17 protein-coding genes are annotated in these 19,217 nt (G+C 54.6%); 6 read left to right on the top strand and 11 right to left on the bottom strand.

What is annotated here, in order from left to right; translation table 11 throughout:
• The first annotated feature begins 282 nt into the window (after positions 1 to 282).
• Positions 283 to 1,932, top strand: coding sequence for an alkaline phosphatase D family protein (locus P8T57_RS13575; protein WP_341363387.1), 1,650 nt, complete (start codon positions 283 to 285; stop codon positions 1,930 to 1,932).
• A 114-nt stretch (positions 1,933 to 2,046) separates the two neighbouring features.
• On the opposite strand, the gene P8T57_RS13570 is transcribed toward P8T57_RS13575, so the two are convergent.
• Both P8T57_RS13570 and P8T57_RS13565 read right to left on the bottom strand, forming a co-directional pair.
• Positions 2,047 to 3,639, bottom strand: coding sequence for a DHA2 family efflux MFS transporter permease subunit (locus P8T57_RS13570; protein WP_341363386.1), 1,593 nt, complete (start codon positions 3,637 to 3,639; stop codon positions 2,047 to 2,049).
• 1 nt (position 3,640) lies between these two features.
• On the bottom strand, positions 3,641 to 4,744 hold the full coding sequence (locus P8T57_RS13565; RefSeq protein ID WP_341363385.1) for an HlyD family secretion protein: 1,104 nt from the start codon (positions 4,742 to 4,744) through the stop codon (positions 3,641 to 3,643).
• A 94-nt stretch (positions 4,745 to 4,838) separates the two neighbouring features.
• Here P8T57_RS13565 and P8T57_RS13560 point away from each other — a divergent pair, with 94 nt between their 5' ends.
• Entirely contained in the window at positions 4,839 to 5,498 is a 660-nt protein-coding gene (locus P8T57_RS13560; RefSeq protein ID WP_341363384.1) for a TetR/AcrR family transcriptional regulator, read from the top strand.
• 25 nt (positions 5,499 to 5,523) lie between these two features.
• On the opposite strand, the gene P8T57_RS13555 is transcribed toward P8T57_RS13560, so the two are convergent.
• Positions 5,524 to 5,775, bottom strand: a complete 252-nt coding sequence (locus P8T57_RS13555; RefSeq protein ID WP_037990256.1) for a hypothetical protein — start codon at positions 5,773 to 5,775, stop codon at positions 5,524 to 5,526.
• Positions 5,776 to 6,101: 326 nt separating this feature from the next.
• On the opposite strand from P8T57_RS13555, the gene P8T57_RS13550 reads away from it, so the two are divergent.
• Positions 6,102 to 7,316, top strand: a complete 1,215-nt coding sequence (locus tag P8T57_RS13550) for an NADP-dependent isocitrate dehydrogenase (RefSeq protein ID WP_007090536.1) — start codon at positions 6,102 to 6,104, stop codon at positions 7,314 to 7,316.
• An 80-nt stretch (positions 7,317 to 7,396) separates the two neighbouring features.
• Here the strand turns inward: P8T57_RS13550 and P8T57_RS13545 are convergent, their stop codons facing one another.
• From P8T57_RS13545 to P8T57_RS13530, 4 genes are all read right to left on the bottom strand, one after another.
• A complete protein-coding gene (locus P8T57_RS13545; protein WP_341363383.1) occupies positions 7,397 to 8,263 on the bottom strand; it encodes a pirin family protein in 867 nt (288 codons plus the stop codon).
• A 234-nt stretch (positions 8,264 to 8,497) separates the two neighbouring features.
• Entirely contained in the window at positions 8,498 to 9,100 is a 603-nt protein-coding gene (gene wrbA / locus P8T57_RS13540; RefSeq protein ID WP_007090544.1) for an NAD(P)H:quinone oxidoreductase, read from the bottom strand.
• A 156-nt stretch (positions 9,101 to 9,256) separates the two neighbouring features.
• Positions 9,257 to 10,309, bottom strand: a complete 1,053-nt coding sequence (gene glpQ, locus P8T57_RS13535; protein ID WP_341363382.1) for a glycerophosphodiester phosphodiesterase — start codon at positions 10,307 to 10,309, stop codon at positions 9,257 to 9,259.
• A 144-nt stretch (positions 10,310 to 10,453) separates the two neighbouring features.
• Entirely contained in the window at positions 10,454 to 12,127 is a 1,674-nt protein-coding gene (locus P8T57_RS13530; RefSeq protein ID WP_341363381.1) for a M20/M25/M40 family metallo-hydrolase, read from the bottom strand.
• A gap of 137 nt (positions 12,128 to 12,264) precedes the next feature.
• Here P8T57_RS13530 and P8T57_RS13525 point away from each other — a divergent pair, with 137 nt between their 5' ends.
• On the top strand, positions 12,265 to 12,681 hold the full coding sequence (locus P8T57_RS13525) for an Lrp/AsnC family transcriptional regulator (RefSeq protein WP_341363380.1): 417 nt from the start codon (positions 12,265 to 12,267) through the stop codon (positions 12,679 to 12,681).
• 30 nt (positions 12,682 to 12,711) lie between these two features.
• Here the strand turns inward: P8T57_RS13525 and P8T57_RS13520 are convergent, their stop codons facing one another.
• Positions 12,712 to 13,899: a VWA domain-containing protein gene (locus tag P8T57_RS13520; protein ID WP_341363379.1), complete on the bottom strand. Its 1,188-nt coding sequence runs from the start codon at positions 13,897 to 13,899 to the stop codon at positions 12,712 to 12,714.
• Between the two features lie 6 nt (positions 13,900 to 13,905).
• Positions 13,906 to 14,751, bottom strand: a complete 846-nt coding sequence (locus tag P8T57_RS13515; protein ID WP_341363378.1) for a MoxR family ATPase — start codon at positions 14,749 to 14,751, stop codon at positions 13,906 to 13,908.
• Between the two features lie 229 nt (positions 14,752 to 14,980).
• Between P8T57_RS13515 and P8T57_RS13510 the strand changes: the two genes are divergently transcribed.
• Entirely contained in the window at positions 14,981 to 15,961 is a 981-nt protein-coding gene (locus tag P8T57_RS13510) for an AraC family transcriptional regulator (RefSeq protein ID WP_341363377.1), read from the top strand.
• Positions 15,962 to 16,109: 148 nt separating this feature from the next.
• The gene (locus P8T57_RS13505; protein WP_341363376.1) at positions 16,110 to 16,952 is read left to right on the top strand and encodes a tetratricopeptide repeat protein; all 843 of its coding nucleotides are present in this window, start codon (positions 16,110 to 16,112) and stop codon (positions 16,950 to 16,952) included.
• A 15-nt stretch (positions 16,953 to 16,967) separates the two neighbouring features.
• On the opposite strand, the gene P8T57_RS13500 is transcribed toward P8T57_RS13505, so the two are convergent.
• Together P8T57_RS13500 and P8T57_RS13495 are read right to left on the bottom strand one after the other, a co-directional pair.
• Positions 16,968 to 18,218 (bottom strand): MFS transporter, encoded by a 1,251-nt coding sequence (locus P8T57_RS13500; RefSeq protein ID WP_341363375.1) that lies wholly within the window; start codon positions 18,216 to 18,218, stop codon positions 16,968 to 16,970.
• 60 nt (positions 18,219 to 18,278) lie between these two features.
• The gene (locus P8T57_RS13495) at positions 18,279 to 19,031 is read right to left on the bottom strand and encodes a TetR/AcrR family transcriptional regulator (protein WP_063092755.1); all 753 of its coding nucleotides are present in this window, start codon (positions 19,029 to 19,031) and stop codon (positions 18,279 to 18,281) included.
• Positions 19,032 to 19,217: the final 186 nt, after the last annotated feature.

Below are 19,217 nucleotides of genomic sequence, written 5' to 3'. Positions count from 1 at the left end.
ACCGCATCCCCAAACGGCCAGCCTCCCAAAAAATTGGCCGTCCGACCCTGTTTCCATCCGGTGGTCTCCCTTCCGGATGGACCGAAACGCCCGGGTTCCCCGCCCGGGCGTTTCCTGTTTAATGGCAACGGATACTTCCCGATAAGATTGCCCCAAACAAGCATCTGAAACTTGAAATTGATACCGTCGTAAATTGGCCTAAACTGTCTGCAACAAGACCGGGCAATAACGGGCCAAGCAAGCACCCGAAAAAAATGGGCGCAAACAGAGCGGGGATTTCCAATGGCAAGTCTGCAACAACCGGACAATTACGAAACACTCAAATCCAAAATCGATACAGCCGCCATCGTCGGCCATACCACCGACAACACGGCGAAAATCTGGGTAAGGGCCTATATGGCCGGGCGCTGGACACTGATTGTCAGTGCGCAAAAACTGCCCGAGGATGCCTATGATCTGTCAGGCAAAAGCCTTGCTGCTATGAAGGCCGCGAACAGCGATATCGTTTTTATGGAAGAACGCGAATTCACCCGCGAAACCGACCTGACCATGACGTTCGAGGTAGACAACCTTAAACCAGATACCCGCTATTACTATTACCTTGCATCGGACAAGCTTGATCTTGAGCGCTGCATCGAGATGGGCGGCGAACATGATTACTGGTTCCGGACATTGCCCAAAAACCCGCAGTCATTGCAGTTCGGGTTTTATTCCTGCCACGACCCGTTTAGTGTCAAACCTAACAGCGAAGGCGCATGGGACAAGTTTTATGATGTCCTTAACGAACGCCGTGCAGATTTTGTCATTGGCGGCGGCGATCAGGTTTATTGTGATACCAATCACGCATCGCGCATGCAGGACGTCTGGGTGTGGCTGAAGAATAACAAAAACGCCTTGCTGGCCGCCTATCGCACACCTGATGGCAACCTCGACGAACCCGCAATCATTGATTATTTCACCAAGCTTTATCGCACCTATTACCGGATTTACTGGCAGTTCGAACATCTGCTGTCTGTTTACCGGCGTTTCCCGCAATACATGATATGGGACGATCACGAGATCATGGACGGCTGGGGCTCGCTGACCGCGGATGAGCGCAAGGCCAAGCTCGCCAATTTCTTTCAGGATGATGACGAGGACGCCAATTACGCGCTTGTAATGCTGATGTTCAAGGCCGCAGCGCGGGCCTATCTTGAATATCAGCATGCGCATAACCCTGACAGCATGATCGTCAATGGCGATCCCGATGCCAGCCACTGGGATTATAAATTCGATCAGGGAGCCTATGGCTTTTACATGCTTGACGTGCGCGGCCATCACGATTGTGAATTACCCGACGGACAGCGATTATTGGGGGCGGAACAGCTCGAACGCTTCAAAAGCTGGATCAATTCGGCCGCAACCAAAAAGAAAAAGGCGATCTTTATCTGTTCGCCCGTGCCCGTCGTGCACTGGACGGAAAGTGCCGTAAACACGCTCGATTTTGGCGGTCAAAAGGATGATTTCATGGATGAATGGGGCCATGAAACCAACCACAAGGAACGAAATGCGATGCTTGAATTGCTGCTGGCGCGATCCGCTGAAAGCAGCATCCCGATTGTGATCCTGAGCGGGGATGTCCATTGCGCCAGCGCATTTCAGATCACGCATGGCAAAACCTATCCCGGGGCAAGGTTGTTCAATGTAACGTCAAGTGCGATTTCACGCAAACCGGCACCGGGCATTGCCACCGCCGCCATGCAAAAATCGGCCGATATAGACGGGTTCGATGGCGGTCGGTTTGAACAGATGTTCCGTTTTGCCGGGGAAAACAATTTCGCGCTGATCAATGCCGATTGCCGGGATGGTGACCTCAAAATAAGCGCCACCCTTTACTGGGCCGAACCCGGATCGGAAAGTGTCACACAGAAGGTGATCAAGCTGGTTGGCTAAAAAAAACCGGTCCCCGGGGGAACGGGGACCGGTCAGGCCGCACTCAAGCTTTCGCTTGCGGGGTCGGGGGAACGATGTGCGGCCTTTTCTGTCTGGTTGGGGAATATCCTGTTTTCAGTGTGCGTCGACGGATGGTTTGCCCGATCCTGCCGGACGTGCGAGCGGCAGAAGCAGCAAAGCCAGAATGAAGATGCCGGCCATGGCAAGCTGCACGTCGTTAAATGAAATCATGCTGGCTTCGCGCGTGACGATATTGACGATGGATTTCATCGCACTAGCCTGTGGGTCGGGCAGCCCCATGGCACCGTATCGTGCCGTCATGGTCGCCAGATAATTCTGGAAGGCCGTGCTTGATGTATTGATATGTTCGGCCAGATGGGCGAAATGCAGGTCGGTGCGTTTATCAAGCATGGTGTTGATCGCAGCCAAGCCAATCGCCCCGCCAAGGTTGCGCATCAGGTTATAAAGGCCGCTGGCGTTTTTGATCTTTTCCGGTGGCAAGGTGCCAAGTGCCAGATTGGTGATCGGCAGCATGCAGAACATCAGGGCAAAACCACGCACAGCCTGCGGCAGGATCAGTTCGTGAAACGATACCTGACTGTTCTGAAAACCGTTCAGGGCAACCCCCACCGCAAACAACGCCAGACCAAAGCCCAGCACGACACGCGCAGGCAATCTGGCCGTCAGTTTCCCGGCAATCGGGGCAGAAATGAACTGGCAAATGCCGGTGACCGCCATGATGGTGCCGATTTCCAGACTGTCATAGCCGCGCACACGGCTTAGCAACAGCGGCAGGATATAGACACTGCCATAAAGCCCGATGCCAAGGGTGAAACTGAAGATGCAGCCCATGGCAAAGTTGCGATCCCTGAACGAGCGCAGATCGACAATCGGATGATCATAGGTGAACATCCGCCGGAAGAAGTAGAGTCCCGAAATCACGCAGATCACGGCACCATAAACAATGGCGCGTTCATCAAACCAGTCATCTTTTGGGCCCTCGTCCAGCACATATTCCAGACTGCCGAGAAAGGCTGCCATCGCAAGCAATCCGCGCAGATCAAAGCCACGGAGCAGCGACCGATCGCCACGATCAACATCAAGCGTTACCGCGACGACAAGCGCGATCAGCATGCCCGGCACAACATTGATCAGAAACAGCCAGTGCCACGAAAATGACTGCGTCAGATAACCGCCCAAAGTCGGCCCCACAGTCGGCGCCATAGTGGCAATCAGACCAATCATCACCGAGGCGGTATTACGTTTATCCGCCGGGAAAATGATATAGGTCGTGGCAAACACGGTCGGGATCATCGCCCCGCCAAGGAAACCCTGCGCGGCACGGAACCAGATCATGCTTTCGATTGACCAGGCACAGGCCGAGGCGATGCTGAAAATCGTAAAACCGATTGCAGAGGCAACAAAAAGCCAGCGGGTTGAGATCAGGCGTGACAGGAAACCCGAAAGCGGGATCATGACGACTTCTGCGATCAGGTAACTGGTCTGGACCCAGCCGATTTCATCGGGGCTTGCTGACAGACCGGCCTGAATGTTTTCAAGCGAGCTTGCGACGATCTGGATGTCAAGGATCGCCAGAAACATGCCAACCACCATCGCAACCCAGCCAATAAACTTGGTGGTATCGACATGCTGCACCGGATCATCGGGCCGGGCTATGGAACCGGGGCTGTTGGCGGCACTGCTCATTTCAGTTGCGCTCCGAGAGTTCCGGGGTCGGCGTTACAACACTGGCAAGGCCGGAGCCCGCCGCATGCTCAGCACCGTCGCCATCACGCACATCGACATTCACAACAACCGACAGGCCGGGGCGCAGGGCCTTGGCAAGCTCGCTGTTATCAAGAGCAATACGCACCGGGACACGCTGCGTGATTTTGGTGAAGTTGCCCGTGGCATTTTCGGGCGGCAGCAAACTAAACTGCGCACCGGTGGCGGGGGCAAAGCTCTCGACCCGGCCGGTGATATCAGCATCGGGAAAGGCATCGACTTCGATCCGGACCTTCTGGCCCGGTGCCATATGGCCGATCTGGGTTTCCTTGAAATTGGCCACAACATAAACCCCCGGAAGCGGCACAAGCACGAGCAACTGTTCGCCGGGCTGAACCAGTGCGCCGGTCTGAACCGACCGATTACCAATCACACCGTCAAAGGGTGCGTAGATGCGCGTGTCATCAAGGGCCTGCTGCGCGATATCGCGCGCGGCCTCTGCCTGTGATACGGCACGTTCGGCTTCGACCTTCTGCGCACGCAGAACGCCGATCCGCCCCTGCTCGACCGCAAGGGTCGCATTGGCAGCAGCCACCTGTGCCAGTGCTGTTTGACGGTCGGCCTTGGCGTAATCGAATTTCTGGCGGCTGGCCGCCCCCTTTTTCACCAGATCCTCGTAACGCGTATAATCCTCGGACGTGCGATCAAGTTCGACCTTCGCAATGCGGACATTGGCCGCCGCCTGATCGATGGCGGCCATCTGAAGGGTGATCTGCTCGTCCATGGTCTGAACCGCGGCACGGCGCGCATCAAGGGCGGCCTCGGCCTGTTTCAGTTCGGCACGATAATCTTCGTCCTTGATGGACAACATCAGTTCGCCCTTGCGCACAGGCTGGTTTTCGGCAACCCGAAGGTCGCCGACATATCCCGAAACCTTTGGCGAAATCGCGACTTCGTCAGCCTGTAAATAGGCATTGTCGGTCGATTCGTGGTACTGACCTTCAGTCACCCAGTAGAACCCGTAATACCCACCGCCACCGATAATCGCCGCAGCGATCAGGGGCAGTATGACTTTTTTCACACTCATCGTCCGTTTGATCCTTTTGGTATTGATCAGTACCATTTGAACCCTTATGGTACCAATCAGTACCAAACGTCAAGTGCAGAATTGGAACAGTTGCTTGTCCGAAACGCGAAATATCGACCCGAGAACCCTGAAACGTCGCGAAGCGCTGATTGATGCGGCCCGTGAACTTTTTTGCGAACATGGCCTTTCGGGCACGACACTTGAAATGATCACCGCCGAAGCTGGCGGCTCCCGGCGAACAATTTACGAATTGTTCGGCAACAAGGACGGCGTATTCGAAGCGGTGATTCGCAATTGCACGGGACGTGTGGTTGCTGTCATGGCCGATCTGGAATTGTCACAGATGCCGCTGCGTGCGGCCCTGATCCATTTTGGCGAAACGCTGATGACGCTTCTGACCACGCCGGAAACCATTCGCTATATGCGGCTGTTCCTGTCAGAAGTCCCGCGGTTCCCGCATCTGGGCAAGGTGTTTTATGAAAGCGGCTTGATGAGCGGCCGCCGGATCATCACATCCTATTTCGAACGCCAGATGGAAGAAGGCAACTTCCCCAAAAGCGATCCGAAACAGGCCGCCGTGTTTTTCACAAGCCTGCTTAAGGCCGATTACGATTTCCGACAGATGACCTATGTCGGCTGGGAACCACACGCAAAGGATTTGCACGCCCATGTAATTGCGGCGGTCGATATGTTCTTGCGCGGATACGGAATAGACCCGGCCACGGTTGACCAGAAAACCCCGGCGCAGGCATAAGCCTGCGCACCGAACGACTTCCGGCTCAGAACATGACCAGCAGGCGATAGGCAATCGGCCCCATCATTGTGATCACCCCGATCCAGACAAGCGCAAGGCCCCATCCCCGGTCGCGGAAGCTATATCCGACGCCCAAAAGGCAGAAGCCGACAATGCAGAGCGCGATGATGATGTTGGTTTCATAAGGCAGGTTCATGGAAGCCCCCATATGGTTCCGGTTTGACGGTGCCGGAGTCTTCCCCCTGAACCCGACAAATGCGAGTTTGACCCATTCCATAACCTTTTTCTTTGATCAGGATCATATGCCGTCACATGCCATGTCCCCTGCCCGTGGGATGAGCATTAATTCAGGGAATGGCGTAAATATCGGGCAAACCAGCGTTTTCTAGGGCAGCATCAACATCGGCCAAGGCACAAAAACCCAGCAATTTCGGCCTTGCGCGAAAGTCTTAACAAGGATGTTGCGCCGCCCTCTTTGATTTTCTGATTTCATCCTGTATGTTGCGCTCTCCCGACGCGGCCAGGGCGCTCCCTCGCGCGCCGGATGAAATGTCAAATGGCAGCCGCGCTGTATCCTGGCCGCGGCCAGAAAGGGAGTATTCCATGAGCAAGATTCAAGTGAAGAATCCCGTCGTCGAGCTCGACGGCGACGAAATGACCCGGATCATCTGGGACTTCATTAAAACCAAACTGATCCTGCCGTATCTCGACATCGATCTTAAATATTACGATCTGTCGGTTCAGAAACGTGACGAAACCAACGACCAGATCACCATTGATGCGGCAAATGCCATCAAGGAACATCGTGTTGGCGTCAAATGCGCGACCATCACGCCGGACGAGCAGCGCGTCGAGGAATTCGGCCTGAAGAAAATGTGGAAGTCGCCGAACGGCACCATCCGCAACATCATCGGCGGTACCGTTTTCCGCCAGCCGATCATCTGCTCGAACGTTCCGCGTCTGGTTCCGGGCTGGACCCAGCCGATTGTTATCGGTCGTCATGCTTTTGGTGATCAGTACCGTGCGACCGACTTCAAGGTTCCGGGTGCAGGTAAACTGACCATCAAGTTCCAGCCGGCAGACGGCGGTGAGCCCATCGAACACGAAGTCTTCGACTTCCCGTCTTCGGGCGTTGCCATGTCGATGTACAACCTTGATGACAGCATCATCGGTTTCGCACGCGCCTGCATGAACTATGGCCTTGCTCTTGGCTGGCCGGTTTACCTGTCGACCAAGAACACGATCATGAAAGCCTATGACGGCCGCTTCAAGGATCTGTTCGAGGAAGTCTTCCAGAACGAATTTGCCGACAAGTTCAAAGCTGCTGGCATCACCTATGAACACCGCCTGATCGACGACATGGTTGCATGTGCGATGAAATGGAATGGTGGTTTCGTCTGGGCTTGTAAGAACTATGACGGCGACGTTCAGTCTGACACCGTGGCACAGGGCTTTGGCTCGCTTGGTCTGATGACCTCGGTTCTGATGACGCCGGATGGGCAGACCGTAGAAGCAGAAGCAGCCCACGGCACCGTCACCCGCCACTATCGCCAGCACCAGCAGGGCAAAGAAACCTCGACCAACCCGATTGCGTCGATCTTTGCCTGGACGCAGGGCCTTAAGTACCGTGGCGAGTTCGATGCCACCCCGGACGTCGTGAAATTTGCCGAAACCCTTGAAAAAGTCTGTGTCGACACTGTCGAAGCTGGCTTCATGACCAAGGATCTGGCGCTGCTGATCGGTCCGAACCAGAAATGGCTGACCACCACGCAGTTCCTCGACAAACTTGACGAAGGCCTGAAAGTTGCCATGGGCTGATTGCCCGGCATTTTGCCAGAATGATGAAACCCCGCCAGTGCAAACTGGCGGGGTTTGTCGCATTTTATGGATGTTTTTTTTCAGGAAGCCGCCGCAGCACGGACGAAACGGCCACGCTGATAATCATCGAAGGCCTGCATCAGTTCCTGTTTGCTGCTCATGACGAACGGGCCATAGCGAACAACCGGTTCGTGCAGCGGACGGGCCGCAATCAGAAGCATCCGCCCGCCTTCGGGCCCGCCTGTAAGGGTGATGCTGTCACCGTCGTCAAGCACGGCCAGATGATGTGTTGTGACGGCTTTATCGGCAACAATCGCATCCCCGATAAAGACATAAACCATGGCCGCGTGGCCTTCAGGCACCGGCAGGGTCACCTCGCGACCAGCCGCCAGTTTGGCATCAATAAAGACCGGTTTGGTGGCAATCCCTTTAACCGGGCCGGTTTTGTCCATGAATTCACCGGCGACAAGGCGCAGATCAACACCGTCTTCGGGGCTGAATTCGGCAACGTCGCGGCCTTCAATATTCTGGTAACGCGGGGTAACCATCTTGTCCTTGGCCGGCAGATTGATCCAAAGCTGGAACCCCTGCAAAAGACCGTTTTCCTGTTCCGGGCTTTCGGAATGCAAAATCCCGCTGCCGGCGGTCATCCACTGCACACCACCCGAACGCAGAACACCTTCATTACCCATGCTGTCCTTATGACGCATGGCACCTTCGACCATATAGGTCACGGTTTCAAAACCACGATGCGGGTGTTCGGGGAAACCGGCAATATATTCGTCAGCATTGTCGGTTGAAATGGAATCGAGCATCAGAAACGGATCAAGCATATCAAGCTGCGGCGATCCGACGGACCGCTTCAGCGATACGCCTGCCCCGTCGGATGTGTCCATCGCGCGAAGTACGCGCGCAACACCGCGCGGTTTTTTGCCCTGTTCAGACATCAGGTCCTCCTGTCAGCAGCCGGGAATCTATCGGGCTGCGATCTGTGAAACTTCATATCCCCCAATCTGGCAGAAAACTGTCGCGAAACAATGGCCAATCAAGCATCGAATTGTTTCCCATAACACCCCAATCAATCAAAAAGGCACGAACATCATAGCAAATGTTCGTGCCTCTAAATGTATCGGGGCCGCGCCGATAACCCGCACGACCCTGATATCGAACGCAATCAATGATTACCCAGCCAGCTTTGCCGCCAGTTCGGCAACGTGTTTGCCCTGGAATTTTGCAATATCAAGCTCATTGGTCGAAGGCGTGCGCGAACCATCCGCCCCGGCAAGCGTTCCCGCACCATAGGGCGAACCACCTGTAATTTCGTCCATATTGGTCAGCCCCGAACAGCTATAGGGCACACCGACAATCACCATACCATGATGAAGCAACGTCGTATGGGTCGTGACAATCGTGGTTTCCTGACCGCCATGCTGGGTCCCGGTCGAGGTAAAGACCGAACCGATTTTGCCGATCAGTTTGCCTTTGGCCCACAAACCACCGGTCTGATCAAGGAAGGTGCGCATCTGGCCGGGCATATTACCAAACCGGGTCGGAACGCCAAAGATGATCGCATCATATTCCGGAAGATCGTCAACTTTCGCCACCGGAGCCACTTGGTCAAGCTTGGCACCAGCACCTTTGGCGACATCTTCGGGCATAGTTTCAGGAACGCGCATGACGTCAACATGCGTACCGGCAACACCACGTGCGCCTTCGGCCACGGCATTTGCCATGGTTTCGATATGTCCGTACATCGAATAATAAAGAACCAGAACCTTGGCCAATTTTGCCTCCTTGAGTTGAAAATCCGTCGCCATCAGCATGCGGCAACTGCCGCCTGACGGAAACAGTCAGATTGGAAACAGTCTATTTCGCTTAACCTACCCGGATCAGAACGCGCGCATTCCGGAACTGTTCCAGACCGCGACATACCAGCGTAGTCAGTCCTGCTGCGGTCGCACCGCCAGATATTCGACAACCTGATCGGGGAAATCGGTAAAGATGCCATCAATCCCGGCATCGTCAAAGATCGCCTTAAGCGCGATATCCATATCGCCCGCCCATTTCGGCAACTGGTCAGCCCGCAGGGTATAGGGATGGACTTTCAACTGCGCGCGCTGGGCTGCGATCAGGGTTGGTGTCATGATCGCCGTGCCATCGGCACTAAGCCCTTCGATGACCTGTGGCAACCAAGGGCCAATACCATCCACCACAGTTGCCATTTCGGCCACACCATCATCGGTTTTCAGATAATCGTAGTCCGTGCCTTCGGGCGCACCCCATTTGTTTTCGCCCAGCAACTGAACCAGCTTGCCCTGATATTTCAGATCATTCCGGATACGCTTGGTTTCGGCCCAGTCGAAGCTCTGAACAAAGGAATTGGATTCCGTCGTGCCATACCCCCAATGTTCCATGATCTTGATGACCGCAGCAGTCACATCCTGTCCTTCGGACTTGTGCCAGGCCGGGTCCTTGATTTCCGGATAGATGCCGACATCGCGCCCGGTTGATTTGTTAAGTCCCCGGATCATGGCGATTTCTTCTTCAAAGGTCGGGATTTTGAAGATGGCATATTCGCCGGGGAAACGGTTGGGATAAACCTGATCACCGGTATCGGCTTTGAACCGTTCGGTAACGTTCAGACTTTTGAGTTCTTCCAGCGTGAAGTCGATGGCGTAGTACCGGCCATCTTCACGTTTGCGGTCGGGGAATTTCTTGGCAACGTCGGTCGTGGTATCGATATGGATGTCATGCAGGACAACCGGCACGCCATCCTTGGACATCACCACGTCCTGCTCGATGAAATCCGCGCCCATGCCATAGGCAAGCGCCTTTGCCGGAAGGGTATGTTCGGGCAGATAGCCCGATGCTCCGCGATGGGCGATCACAACCCTTTCAAGGGTACTGTCCTGTGCCATTGCCGGTGTGATCGACAAAGGCAGAATGGCAAGTGCCGTTCCCAGAATGGCCGCACGCGCAGATTTCATCAGCATCCCATAACTCCTTATTTCCACATAAGTTTTGCCTAGCATAGTGACGAAACGATGCGGCAGGAACAAGGCAGAAGGCGATAGCGCAAAGTTTCTCGAAACTGTTACGCCTGATCGCCTTCCATGGATTGCTTTGCAACGGGTTGATCACCCCAGAAGTTCATCCGCGATTTCGGCCAGAAAATCGGGCAGCACATGATAGGCGTATGGTGCATAAAGTCGTTCATGACGTTGGTGATATTCCCGGCCCCACGGACCGATATTAACCACCGGATAGGTCAGGGCATTGTCAACCGGATGATCGACCAGTTCGGCAATCGGGGTGCTGGCGGCGATGATATCGATATCGGCAACATCGGTCACATGGCCGAAAAAGCTCATATCCGAGATGCCCATAAAATAACCGCGATCACAGATCCGCGTTTCGTGACGGGCCTCTATCGTGGCGCGGGCACGGCTGATCGCATCCAGGAACTGCCGGTCCATATCCTTTGCGCGATCAACATGAACAGCCGGATAATGCAAACCGGCCATACCGGTCACTACGGCCGGGCCGCGCAGATGTGCCTCGGCCAGCATCGCACGGATCAGAATACGGGTACGATTCAGCGGATTGTTATCCTTTGCGGTTTCAAGGGCCACCGCCTCAATCCGATCAAGCGCATCGCTGCCGCCGGATGCAAACGCCATATCACGCAGTTGTGCAGTCGTTACCATGCGCAAGGGTGGCAAAGGTGCAGGGGCAGCCTGCCCGTTGGATTTAGCATAGCGGGCTGCGTGGCTGGCAAATCGTTCAAGTGCGCGGTTTCCGGCACCCTTTACGATGTCGGTGAAATCGCCCATCAGCTCAGCACAGCTTTTCCCCATAACCAGCCAGTTAAACGCCATCCAGACATGTTCGGGCGTGGTGACTTCGTAGATATCGCGCACATCGCGGGCCTCAAGACAGACCGGGGGCGGGGCGGTTTCATGCATACCACGATCACAGAGATCACTATTGGCCTCGATCGCCTGCATGATTTCCGATGCGATGGCATGGGCGGAAATGCCGTCAAACGGATAACCGACATGGGTTGGCAAACCGGCAACAAGGGCAAAGGGCAAAAGCTTTCCGACCGAGCCATGGAAAATTGCCCGACCGACTTCGCCATTGCCAGGGTCACTGCTGGCATCCAGATTGATCCCGCCGACAATGTCGAGGTTCCATCGCCCGGCCAATTCCGGCAACGCATTGCGCAGGCTGCGCATACCGCATGAATTGCGTTCTTCATCCGGGGTCAGGAATAGGACAACATTGCCCTGCCGATCCTGTTGCTGACTGAAATGTTCAAGAAATGCAATGCCCGCCGCATCGCCGCTTTTCATATCAAGCAATCCGCGCCCCGGGATGAAATCTCCTGTCTGAAAATCGCGAAGGGCAAGTGCCTCGGCATCGCTAAGATTTTCCCGGCCCGAAAGATCGGCAATCAGAGCCTCACACAGCGCATCGGGCTCAAAAGCCAAATGTTTCAGATCATGATAATTTTCAATCGAAACCACATCAAAATGCCCGGCCATTGCCAGTGTTTTGCGACCACGCCCCCGCACCAGTGCGACAACACTTTTTGCCATCCGGCTGCCCCCCGCTACCGGATGGCTGTCGATCACGGCGATATTGTCGGGGTTATCCTGAAAATAAGGAATTTCATGCAAAATATCGATGATCAGCCCTGCGATATCGGCTTCCCCTGCACTGCCGGTAACACTGCCAAAACGGGTCAGACGGTCGGCGATTTCAGCAGTACGGGCATAAGGTGCCCATCGTTTTCCCGGCATGGTCATGTGCTTGCTCCCTGATGACGTGACAGCAGGATATACTTTGCCGAAATCAGTTAAAATGCCAGTTTGATACAATTTTCGATTGGAAATTGATCATTTCATCAGGATAATTGACGAAATCATCAAAGCGGAATGAAATCATGGATGATCTTGACCGTCGCATTCTTGCCGAACTGCGCGTCAATGGGCGTGCTTCTGTCCCGAAACTGGCGCAGCTTTTGGGGGTTGCCGCCGGAACGGTTAAAACCCGAATGGATCGCCTGATTGATCAGGGGGTGATTGCCGGGTTCACAGTACGTCTGCGTGATGACGCAGCCGATGGGACCGTCCGGGGCGTGATGATGATCGAACTATCGGGCAAGAATGTAAAAACGCTGGTCGCAAGCCTTCGCAAAAATCTTGGCTTTGCCGCCCTTCACACCACCAATGGCGAATGGGACCTGATCGCGGAAATTCAGGTGCCCGCCCTTTCGGATTTTCATCAGGTTGTCACGACCGTGCGCGCCATGGAAGGCATTGCCAAAACCCAAAGCTATCTGTTTCTGGGGCCTGCCTGAAATATCGGACAAGCAAAAGCCGACAGGCATTTAACGGTTTAGCGCTCCGGTCATCCGATCAAGCCCCTCAAGGGTTAGAGGATACATCCGGCCTTCCATCAGCTTGTGCATGATCTGGATCGAGCCGTGATATTGCCACCAGTTTTCCGCCTGCGGATTAATCCAGGCGGCATGTTCGAAATGATCCAGCAAACGTTGCATCCAGACCGCCCCGGCTTCCTCGTTCCAATGTTCGACCGAGCCACCGGGATAGGTGATTTCATAGGGGCTCATGGTGGCATCGCCAACAATCACCAACTTGTAATCCGCGCCATAGGTCCGAATCACATCCCATGTTGAAACCTGATCGGTGCGGCGGCGCGCATTGTCCTTCCAAAGCCCCTCATAGGGGCAGTTGTGGAAGTAATAATATTCAAGATGCTTGAATTCGGTTTTGACCGCGGAAAACAGTTCCTCGCAGACCTTGATATGGTCATCCATCGACCCGCCAATATCAAACAGCATCAGTACCTTGACCGCATTATGCCGTTCGGGCCGCATTTGAACATCAAGCCATCCCTGACGGGCGGTGGATGAAATGGTACCGGGCAGATCAAGCTCATCTGCCGCCCCGGTCCGCGCCCATTTGCGCAAACGCCGCAGGGCCACCTTGATATTGCGTGTGCCGATTTCGACACTGTCATCAAGGTTCTTGAACTCGCGTTTGTCCCAAACCTTGACCGCGCGCCGATGGCGGGATTTATCCTGCCCGATCCGCACCCCTTCGGGGTTATAGCCATAGGCACCAAAGGGCGATGTCCCGGCAGTGCCGATCCATTTATTCCCACCCTGGTGACGGCCTTTCTGTTCCTCAAGCCGCTGTTTGAGGGTTTCCATCAGCTTCTCCCAACCGCCAAGCGCCTCGATCTCGGCCTTTTCCGTGTCGGTCAGGAATTTTTCGGCAAGCTTGCGCAGCCATTCTTCGGGAATGTCGGCCTCGGAGACTTCGTCCATGCCGCCAGCCAGATCAATCACCCCCTTGAAATGGGCACCAAAGACCTGATCGAACCGATCAAGATGACGTTCGTCCTTCACCAGTGCTGCGCGCGCCAGGTAATAGAAATCCTCGACCGCATAGTTCGCAAGGCCCTTTTCGACGGCCTCAAGCAGCGTCAGATATTCGCGCAAACTGACCGGAACGCGGGCTTCTTTCAGCTTGTAGAAAAAGCCGGTGAACATGATCGTCTAACGCCCTTCACGCCGCGCCATGAAGGCAAGGCGTTCGAACAGATGGACGTCCTGCTCGTTTTTCAAAAGCGCCCCATGAAGTGGCGGCACGGCTGTTTTGGCGTCCTTGGCCCGCAATGCTTCGGGCGGCAAATCCTCGGCCATCAGAAGTTTTAGCCAATCAAGCAGTTCCGAGGTAGACGGCTTTTTCTTAAGCCCGCCAACATCGCGCATGTCGTAGAACAGGTTCAATGCCTCGGACACCAGACGTTTCTGGATATCGGGGAAATGGACAGCAACGATTTCCGCCATGGTTTCGGCATCCGGAAAACGGATATAATGGAAGAAACACCGGCGCAGGAACGCGTCGGGCAGTTCCTTTTCATTGTTCGATGTAATGATCATGATCGGGCGGTTTGTGGCCCGGATGGTTTCCTGTGTCTCGTAGACAAAGAATTCCATCCGGTCGAGTTCCTGAAGCAAGTCATTGGGGAACTCGATATCGGCCTTGTCGATTTCGTCAATCAGCAGAACCGGCGCGCTTTCATCCTCGAACGCTTCCCAAAGCTTGCCTTTGACGATGTAATTGGCAATGTCATGCACGCGCGCGTCACCAAGCTGGCTATCGCGCAGGCGCGAAACCGCATCATACTCATACAATCCCTGCTGGGCGCGTGTGGTTGATTTGATCGACCAGATAATCAGCTTCTTGCCAAGCGATTTTGCAATTTCCTCGGCCAGAACGGTTTTGCCGGTTCCCGGCTCGCCCTTGACCAGAAGCGGCCGTTGCAAAGTAATCGCGGCATTGACCGCCACCATCAGATCCTCGGTCGCAACGTAATTTTTCGTGCCCTGAAACTTCATTTTTGCCCTGCAACATAAGTTGACGTTTACGTTAACCTAGGGCGTTGCGAGCCGGGCGGCAAGGGACGAGTTTAACAACCCGCCAACTTCAACGTTCTTGTAGAGTTCAAGCCGATAGCCTAAGGTTAGTGAAAATCATACAAACTCCAGACTATTTTAAAGTCTTGGTGCCGGGGGAGTTACAAAGCTGCGCGATTGCGATTGTGCAATGCGTCTGGGGGAAGCTTGTGTGACGTATCTTCAGAATTATCAGGTTCTATCATCGCGTGATCTTTATGAAACCCGGGCTCTTCTGGCCGAACTGAATTCCATTGATACACTGGACCTGATCGAACGCCACGCATCTTTCGATGTCTCGATCCATGGCGTTGCCTTGGGCGATTTGCAAGTTTTGCATTCGTCCTTTGGGGATTGTCGCATTCAGCTTCGAACACCAGAAAGCGATAACGATGCCCTATTCATGATCATCCCGACCGAAGGGGGGGGATCGGTGCAGCATCAAGGGCAGAATTACACAATTTCGACCAAGCGCGGAATGATCCGCGACATGCGCGTTCCGCTTTTCGCTGACGAAGACCGGTTTGCCTGCTTGGGCGTCCGGTTGCCGAAAGACATCATCGCCAGACATTGCCGGACACTTTTGGGCAATGATATGCCGACCATGGATCCGGGGTTCGAAATCAGCCTTGATCTGGACACTGCGCCGGGTCGGCATGTCTGCAATACTCTGAATTACATCGCGCAAGCACTTGATGACCCGCTTCACAATCTCGACAATTCCATTGTTCTGAATAGTCTTCAGGATCTGCTTTTGACAAATATCCTGATGATGTTTCCGAACTCCTGTTCAGAACTTCTGCATCGGAAACAGAAATCCAACGCGGTTCCACACTATGTGAAACGGGCGCGCGATTACATCCACGCCCATGCCCATACACCAATCACACTCGAAACGCTGGCACAACATGCGGGTTGCGGCTATCGGACGTTACAAATGGCCTTTAACGCCGCTTATGGCATGTCGCCGATGGCGTATCTGAGATCGGTGCGCCTGAACAACGCCTATAACGACCTTCTTAATGAGCAAGACGGGGTAAGCGTTGCCGAGATTGCCATGAAATGGGGCTTTGCCCATGCCGGTCGTTTTGCCCGGATCTATGCAAGGCAGTTCGGTGTTTTGCCTTCCGAAACCCTGCGCAAACGACAATAATCTTTGACCATCACCTGCCGTCACGGGCAGGTTTCAATTTATGCAGATCGGGGGTGGAAATGATCGCACCACCGCCTATAATCCCATCGAAATTCGATAAATTCGATGTTCCGGGCAACGGGATGAGCACAAGGTTGGGAGAATTTGCATGACCACTATGTCCTTTGCGGATATGGGTCTTGCCGCGCTTAAACGCCGCCAATATGACGCCGCGATCAATATGTTGCGTCAGGCACTTGGCGAGGATGAGGATAATCTTGAAGCACGGTTCGGACTGGCGCGTGCTCTTCATGAAAAAGGTTCGCTGACCGAAGCACTTGGCGAATATCGCACTGTGCTGCAATCTGATGAAGGCAACGAAGAATGCCTGCATCACATTGCACGCGCCCTGCTTGAAAATGGTGATGCCCGTTCGGCACTTAATCATGTCGATATCGTTTTGCGCCATCATCCGACCGACCCAAATTTGCTGGTACTGCGCGGGCAGGCATTGCTGGACCTTGAACAGCCCGAATATGCGCTGAGTGCTTTTCAGAACGCGGCCCACCACCGGCCGGGTGATACAAAAATACATCAGTTGATTGCCGCAGCACATCGCGCCAACGACGATCCGGAAGGTGAAAAACGCGCAATCGAGCAGCTTTTACGCATTGATCCAGCGTCACTTGCGGCAAAAAATGATCTGGGCGTTATCCATCTGCGCGAAGGTCATCTGATTTCGGCGTTTGAGGCGTTCGAACTGATCCTGAGCCAAGATGCCGAAAACCCCGAAGCCACCCTTAACCGGGCGATCACCCTGACGGTGATGGGCGGTATGGATGATCAGGCGATCTGGGATCGGGTGATGGAAATCAGTGCCGATCTCGACGGGATCGACGAAACCCGCGCGCTTGCCGATGACCTTGCGAAACTGCCGGACAAGGACCGCAAAGACAGCGAAAAGGCGGCCAAACTGATTGCCTGCGCCGCCTATGCGCCGGTTGATGTCTGAGTCTGTATTGCGAACTTATGCCGCCGGCACGTCCGCGGTTGTCTGACGGATGCGCAGCCAGCCCAGAATACCAATTACGCATAGCATCGCCGCGATAAAGCCAAGGAAGAACGGCGCATAGCTGGCGATCCCGGCCAGAACCCCACCGATCAGGACAGCGGTGGCTTCGGCCAGAACGTGGGCGGACCGATAAACGCCAAGCGCCTGCCCCTGTTCATGCGATCCGGCAGCGTTGGAAATAAACAGGCTGGTCGTGACCTCACACCAGGCAATGCCAAACGCCGCCAGACACATCGGGACAAATATCCACACCAGCCCATCGGGGATCAGGAACGTGATCAGGCCGATCCCCAGAAACAGATGGCCAAGGGTCCCGACACCGATCAGGCCGCAAATCTTCTGCGCGCGATCAACCGTCAATCCGGCAAGGATCAGCGGGATCGAAATGATGGCCGAACACATGCCAAGGAAGCTGCTGGTGACGTCGTAATTCTGCACCAGATAGACCCCGAAAAAGGCAAAGAAGATATAAACCGCGATATAGCTGAAAAACGAAATCACGTAACCGGGCAAAAGGTCCGGATCCTTGATCGTCGCCCAAACGGTGCGTGTGACCGGTGCCACCATACCCTTTGGCGTGCCGCGACGACGCGCATATTCGGGGATGCGCAGGATCACGAACACCACCAGCAGGTTAAAGGCATACATGCCCGCGGCAAAATAGAACGGCCAGGACACGTTAAAGGACGGATGAATGGTCGGGTCGGAGAAAAAGCCGCCCATCAGCGGGCCGATGATCCAGCCAACATTGATCGCAACCGTGATCAGGCCAAAATTGCGCACCTTGGTTTCCGGGCGGCTGATATCCGATGCAATCGATTGGGCGATGGCCATATTGCCCTCGCACAGGCCCGACACGAACCGGCCGACCAGAACCAGCGGAAGATTGGCATCAGCCACCCCATAGGCCGTCACAAGATAGCCAAGGGCCGCTCCCAAAAGCGACGCCATCAGAACCGGACGACGACCAAGCTTGTCCGACACCCGACCAAGCCACGGCGCGCCGATAAACTGCCCGATGGGATAAAGCGCCATGGCGACACCCAAAAGCATCGTGCGGTATTCCGTCGGCACCGATGGATCAAGAAACCCCAGTTCGGGTTTCAGAAACATCGGGCTGAAAACAGGATAAGGCAGGCTGAACCCGGCAAAACCGAACAGCACGGTCAAAAAGACCGCAGTCATGGTTTTGGTTTCCTGGGGCATGGGGCGAATACTCCGTGGGCGTTTTTGGTGGCAGCGGTTTATGGAAATCGTGGGTGGAAGCTATGTCGCATCTTCGGGCAGTTCGGCATAACGTGCGGCAAGGTCGCGCACGATCTGGCGGGCATCATCAACATGCCATCCTGCCCCGGCCAGAAGATCGGCCAGACTGTCACAGAAAATATCAATCGCATTGTTGCGAAGCTCCGCGCCGTAATGGCGGTCGGTAATTTCCGACATTGCAAGGGCATTCATGCCAAATGAAAGCCCCCAACTGCCAAGATTGAGGTTGCGTGTTCGCGCAATCACATCATGCGAAATGCCAAGTTCATCGGCCGCCGCCGACAGGAAGCTTTGGAACATTTCGGTAATCCGGCCAACCTCGGCCAACTGGCTTTGATGATGGGATGGTGTTGCGCGCGTCCAGATCGAAGGCGCCAGCGCAAGATATTCCGCCTCGAACCATTCGGGATGTTCAAGGGAAAAGCGGATATCGAGCAAACTGGCGACAATGAACTTCTCCATCGCACTGCCATCATGGGCGCGCGCATGACCAAAAAACCGCGCACGTTTCTGCCCGGCTGTAATGGCAAGCCCCAGCAAAAGGTCTTCCTTGCTGGCGAAATGGGCATAAAGCGTACCGACCGAAATATCACAGGCCTGTGCCAGATCGGACATTTTCAATTCGAAAAACCCGTATTGCGCAATCAGTTCACCCGCACGCTGAACAATCAGTTCTTCGCGCTGCTGGCGCTTCTCTATGCGGTTCACCCGTGGCGTTACGGGTGGGTTTTCCGGGATGTCCTGCCGGGTCATGGCAATGCCTGTTTAATTAAATGACGCAAAATCGAATTTGGTTCATTTTTAAAAAACCGGCAACCGCGAAATTTGCATGGGTGACATCCAGCAGTGATGAAGGTGCTGAAATTCCCGTAATATGCTATGACATGAATTCCCGTCATCGGTCGGGAACCGGCTTTGTACGTCGGACGTTCATATGAT

Origin of the sequence: Thalassospira sp. SN3W (assembly GCF_038070535.1) — a bacterium.
Classification (GTDB): Bacteria; Pseudomonadota; Alphaproteobacteria; order Rhodospirillales; family Thalassospiraceae; genus Thalassospira; species Thalassospira xiamenensis.
This window is presented reverse-complemented; position numbering and strand designations above follow the sequence as displayed.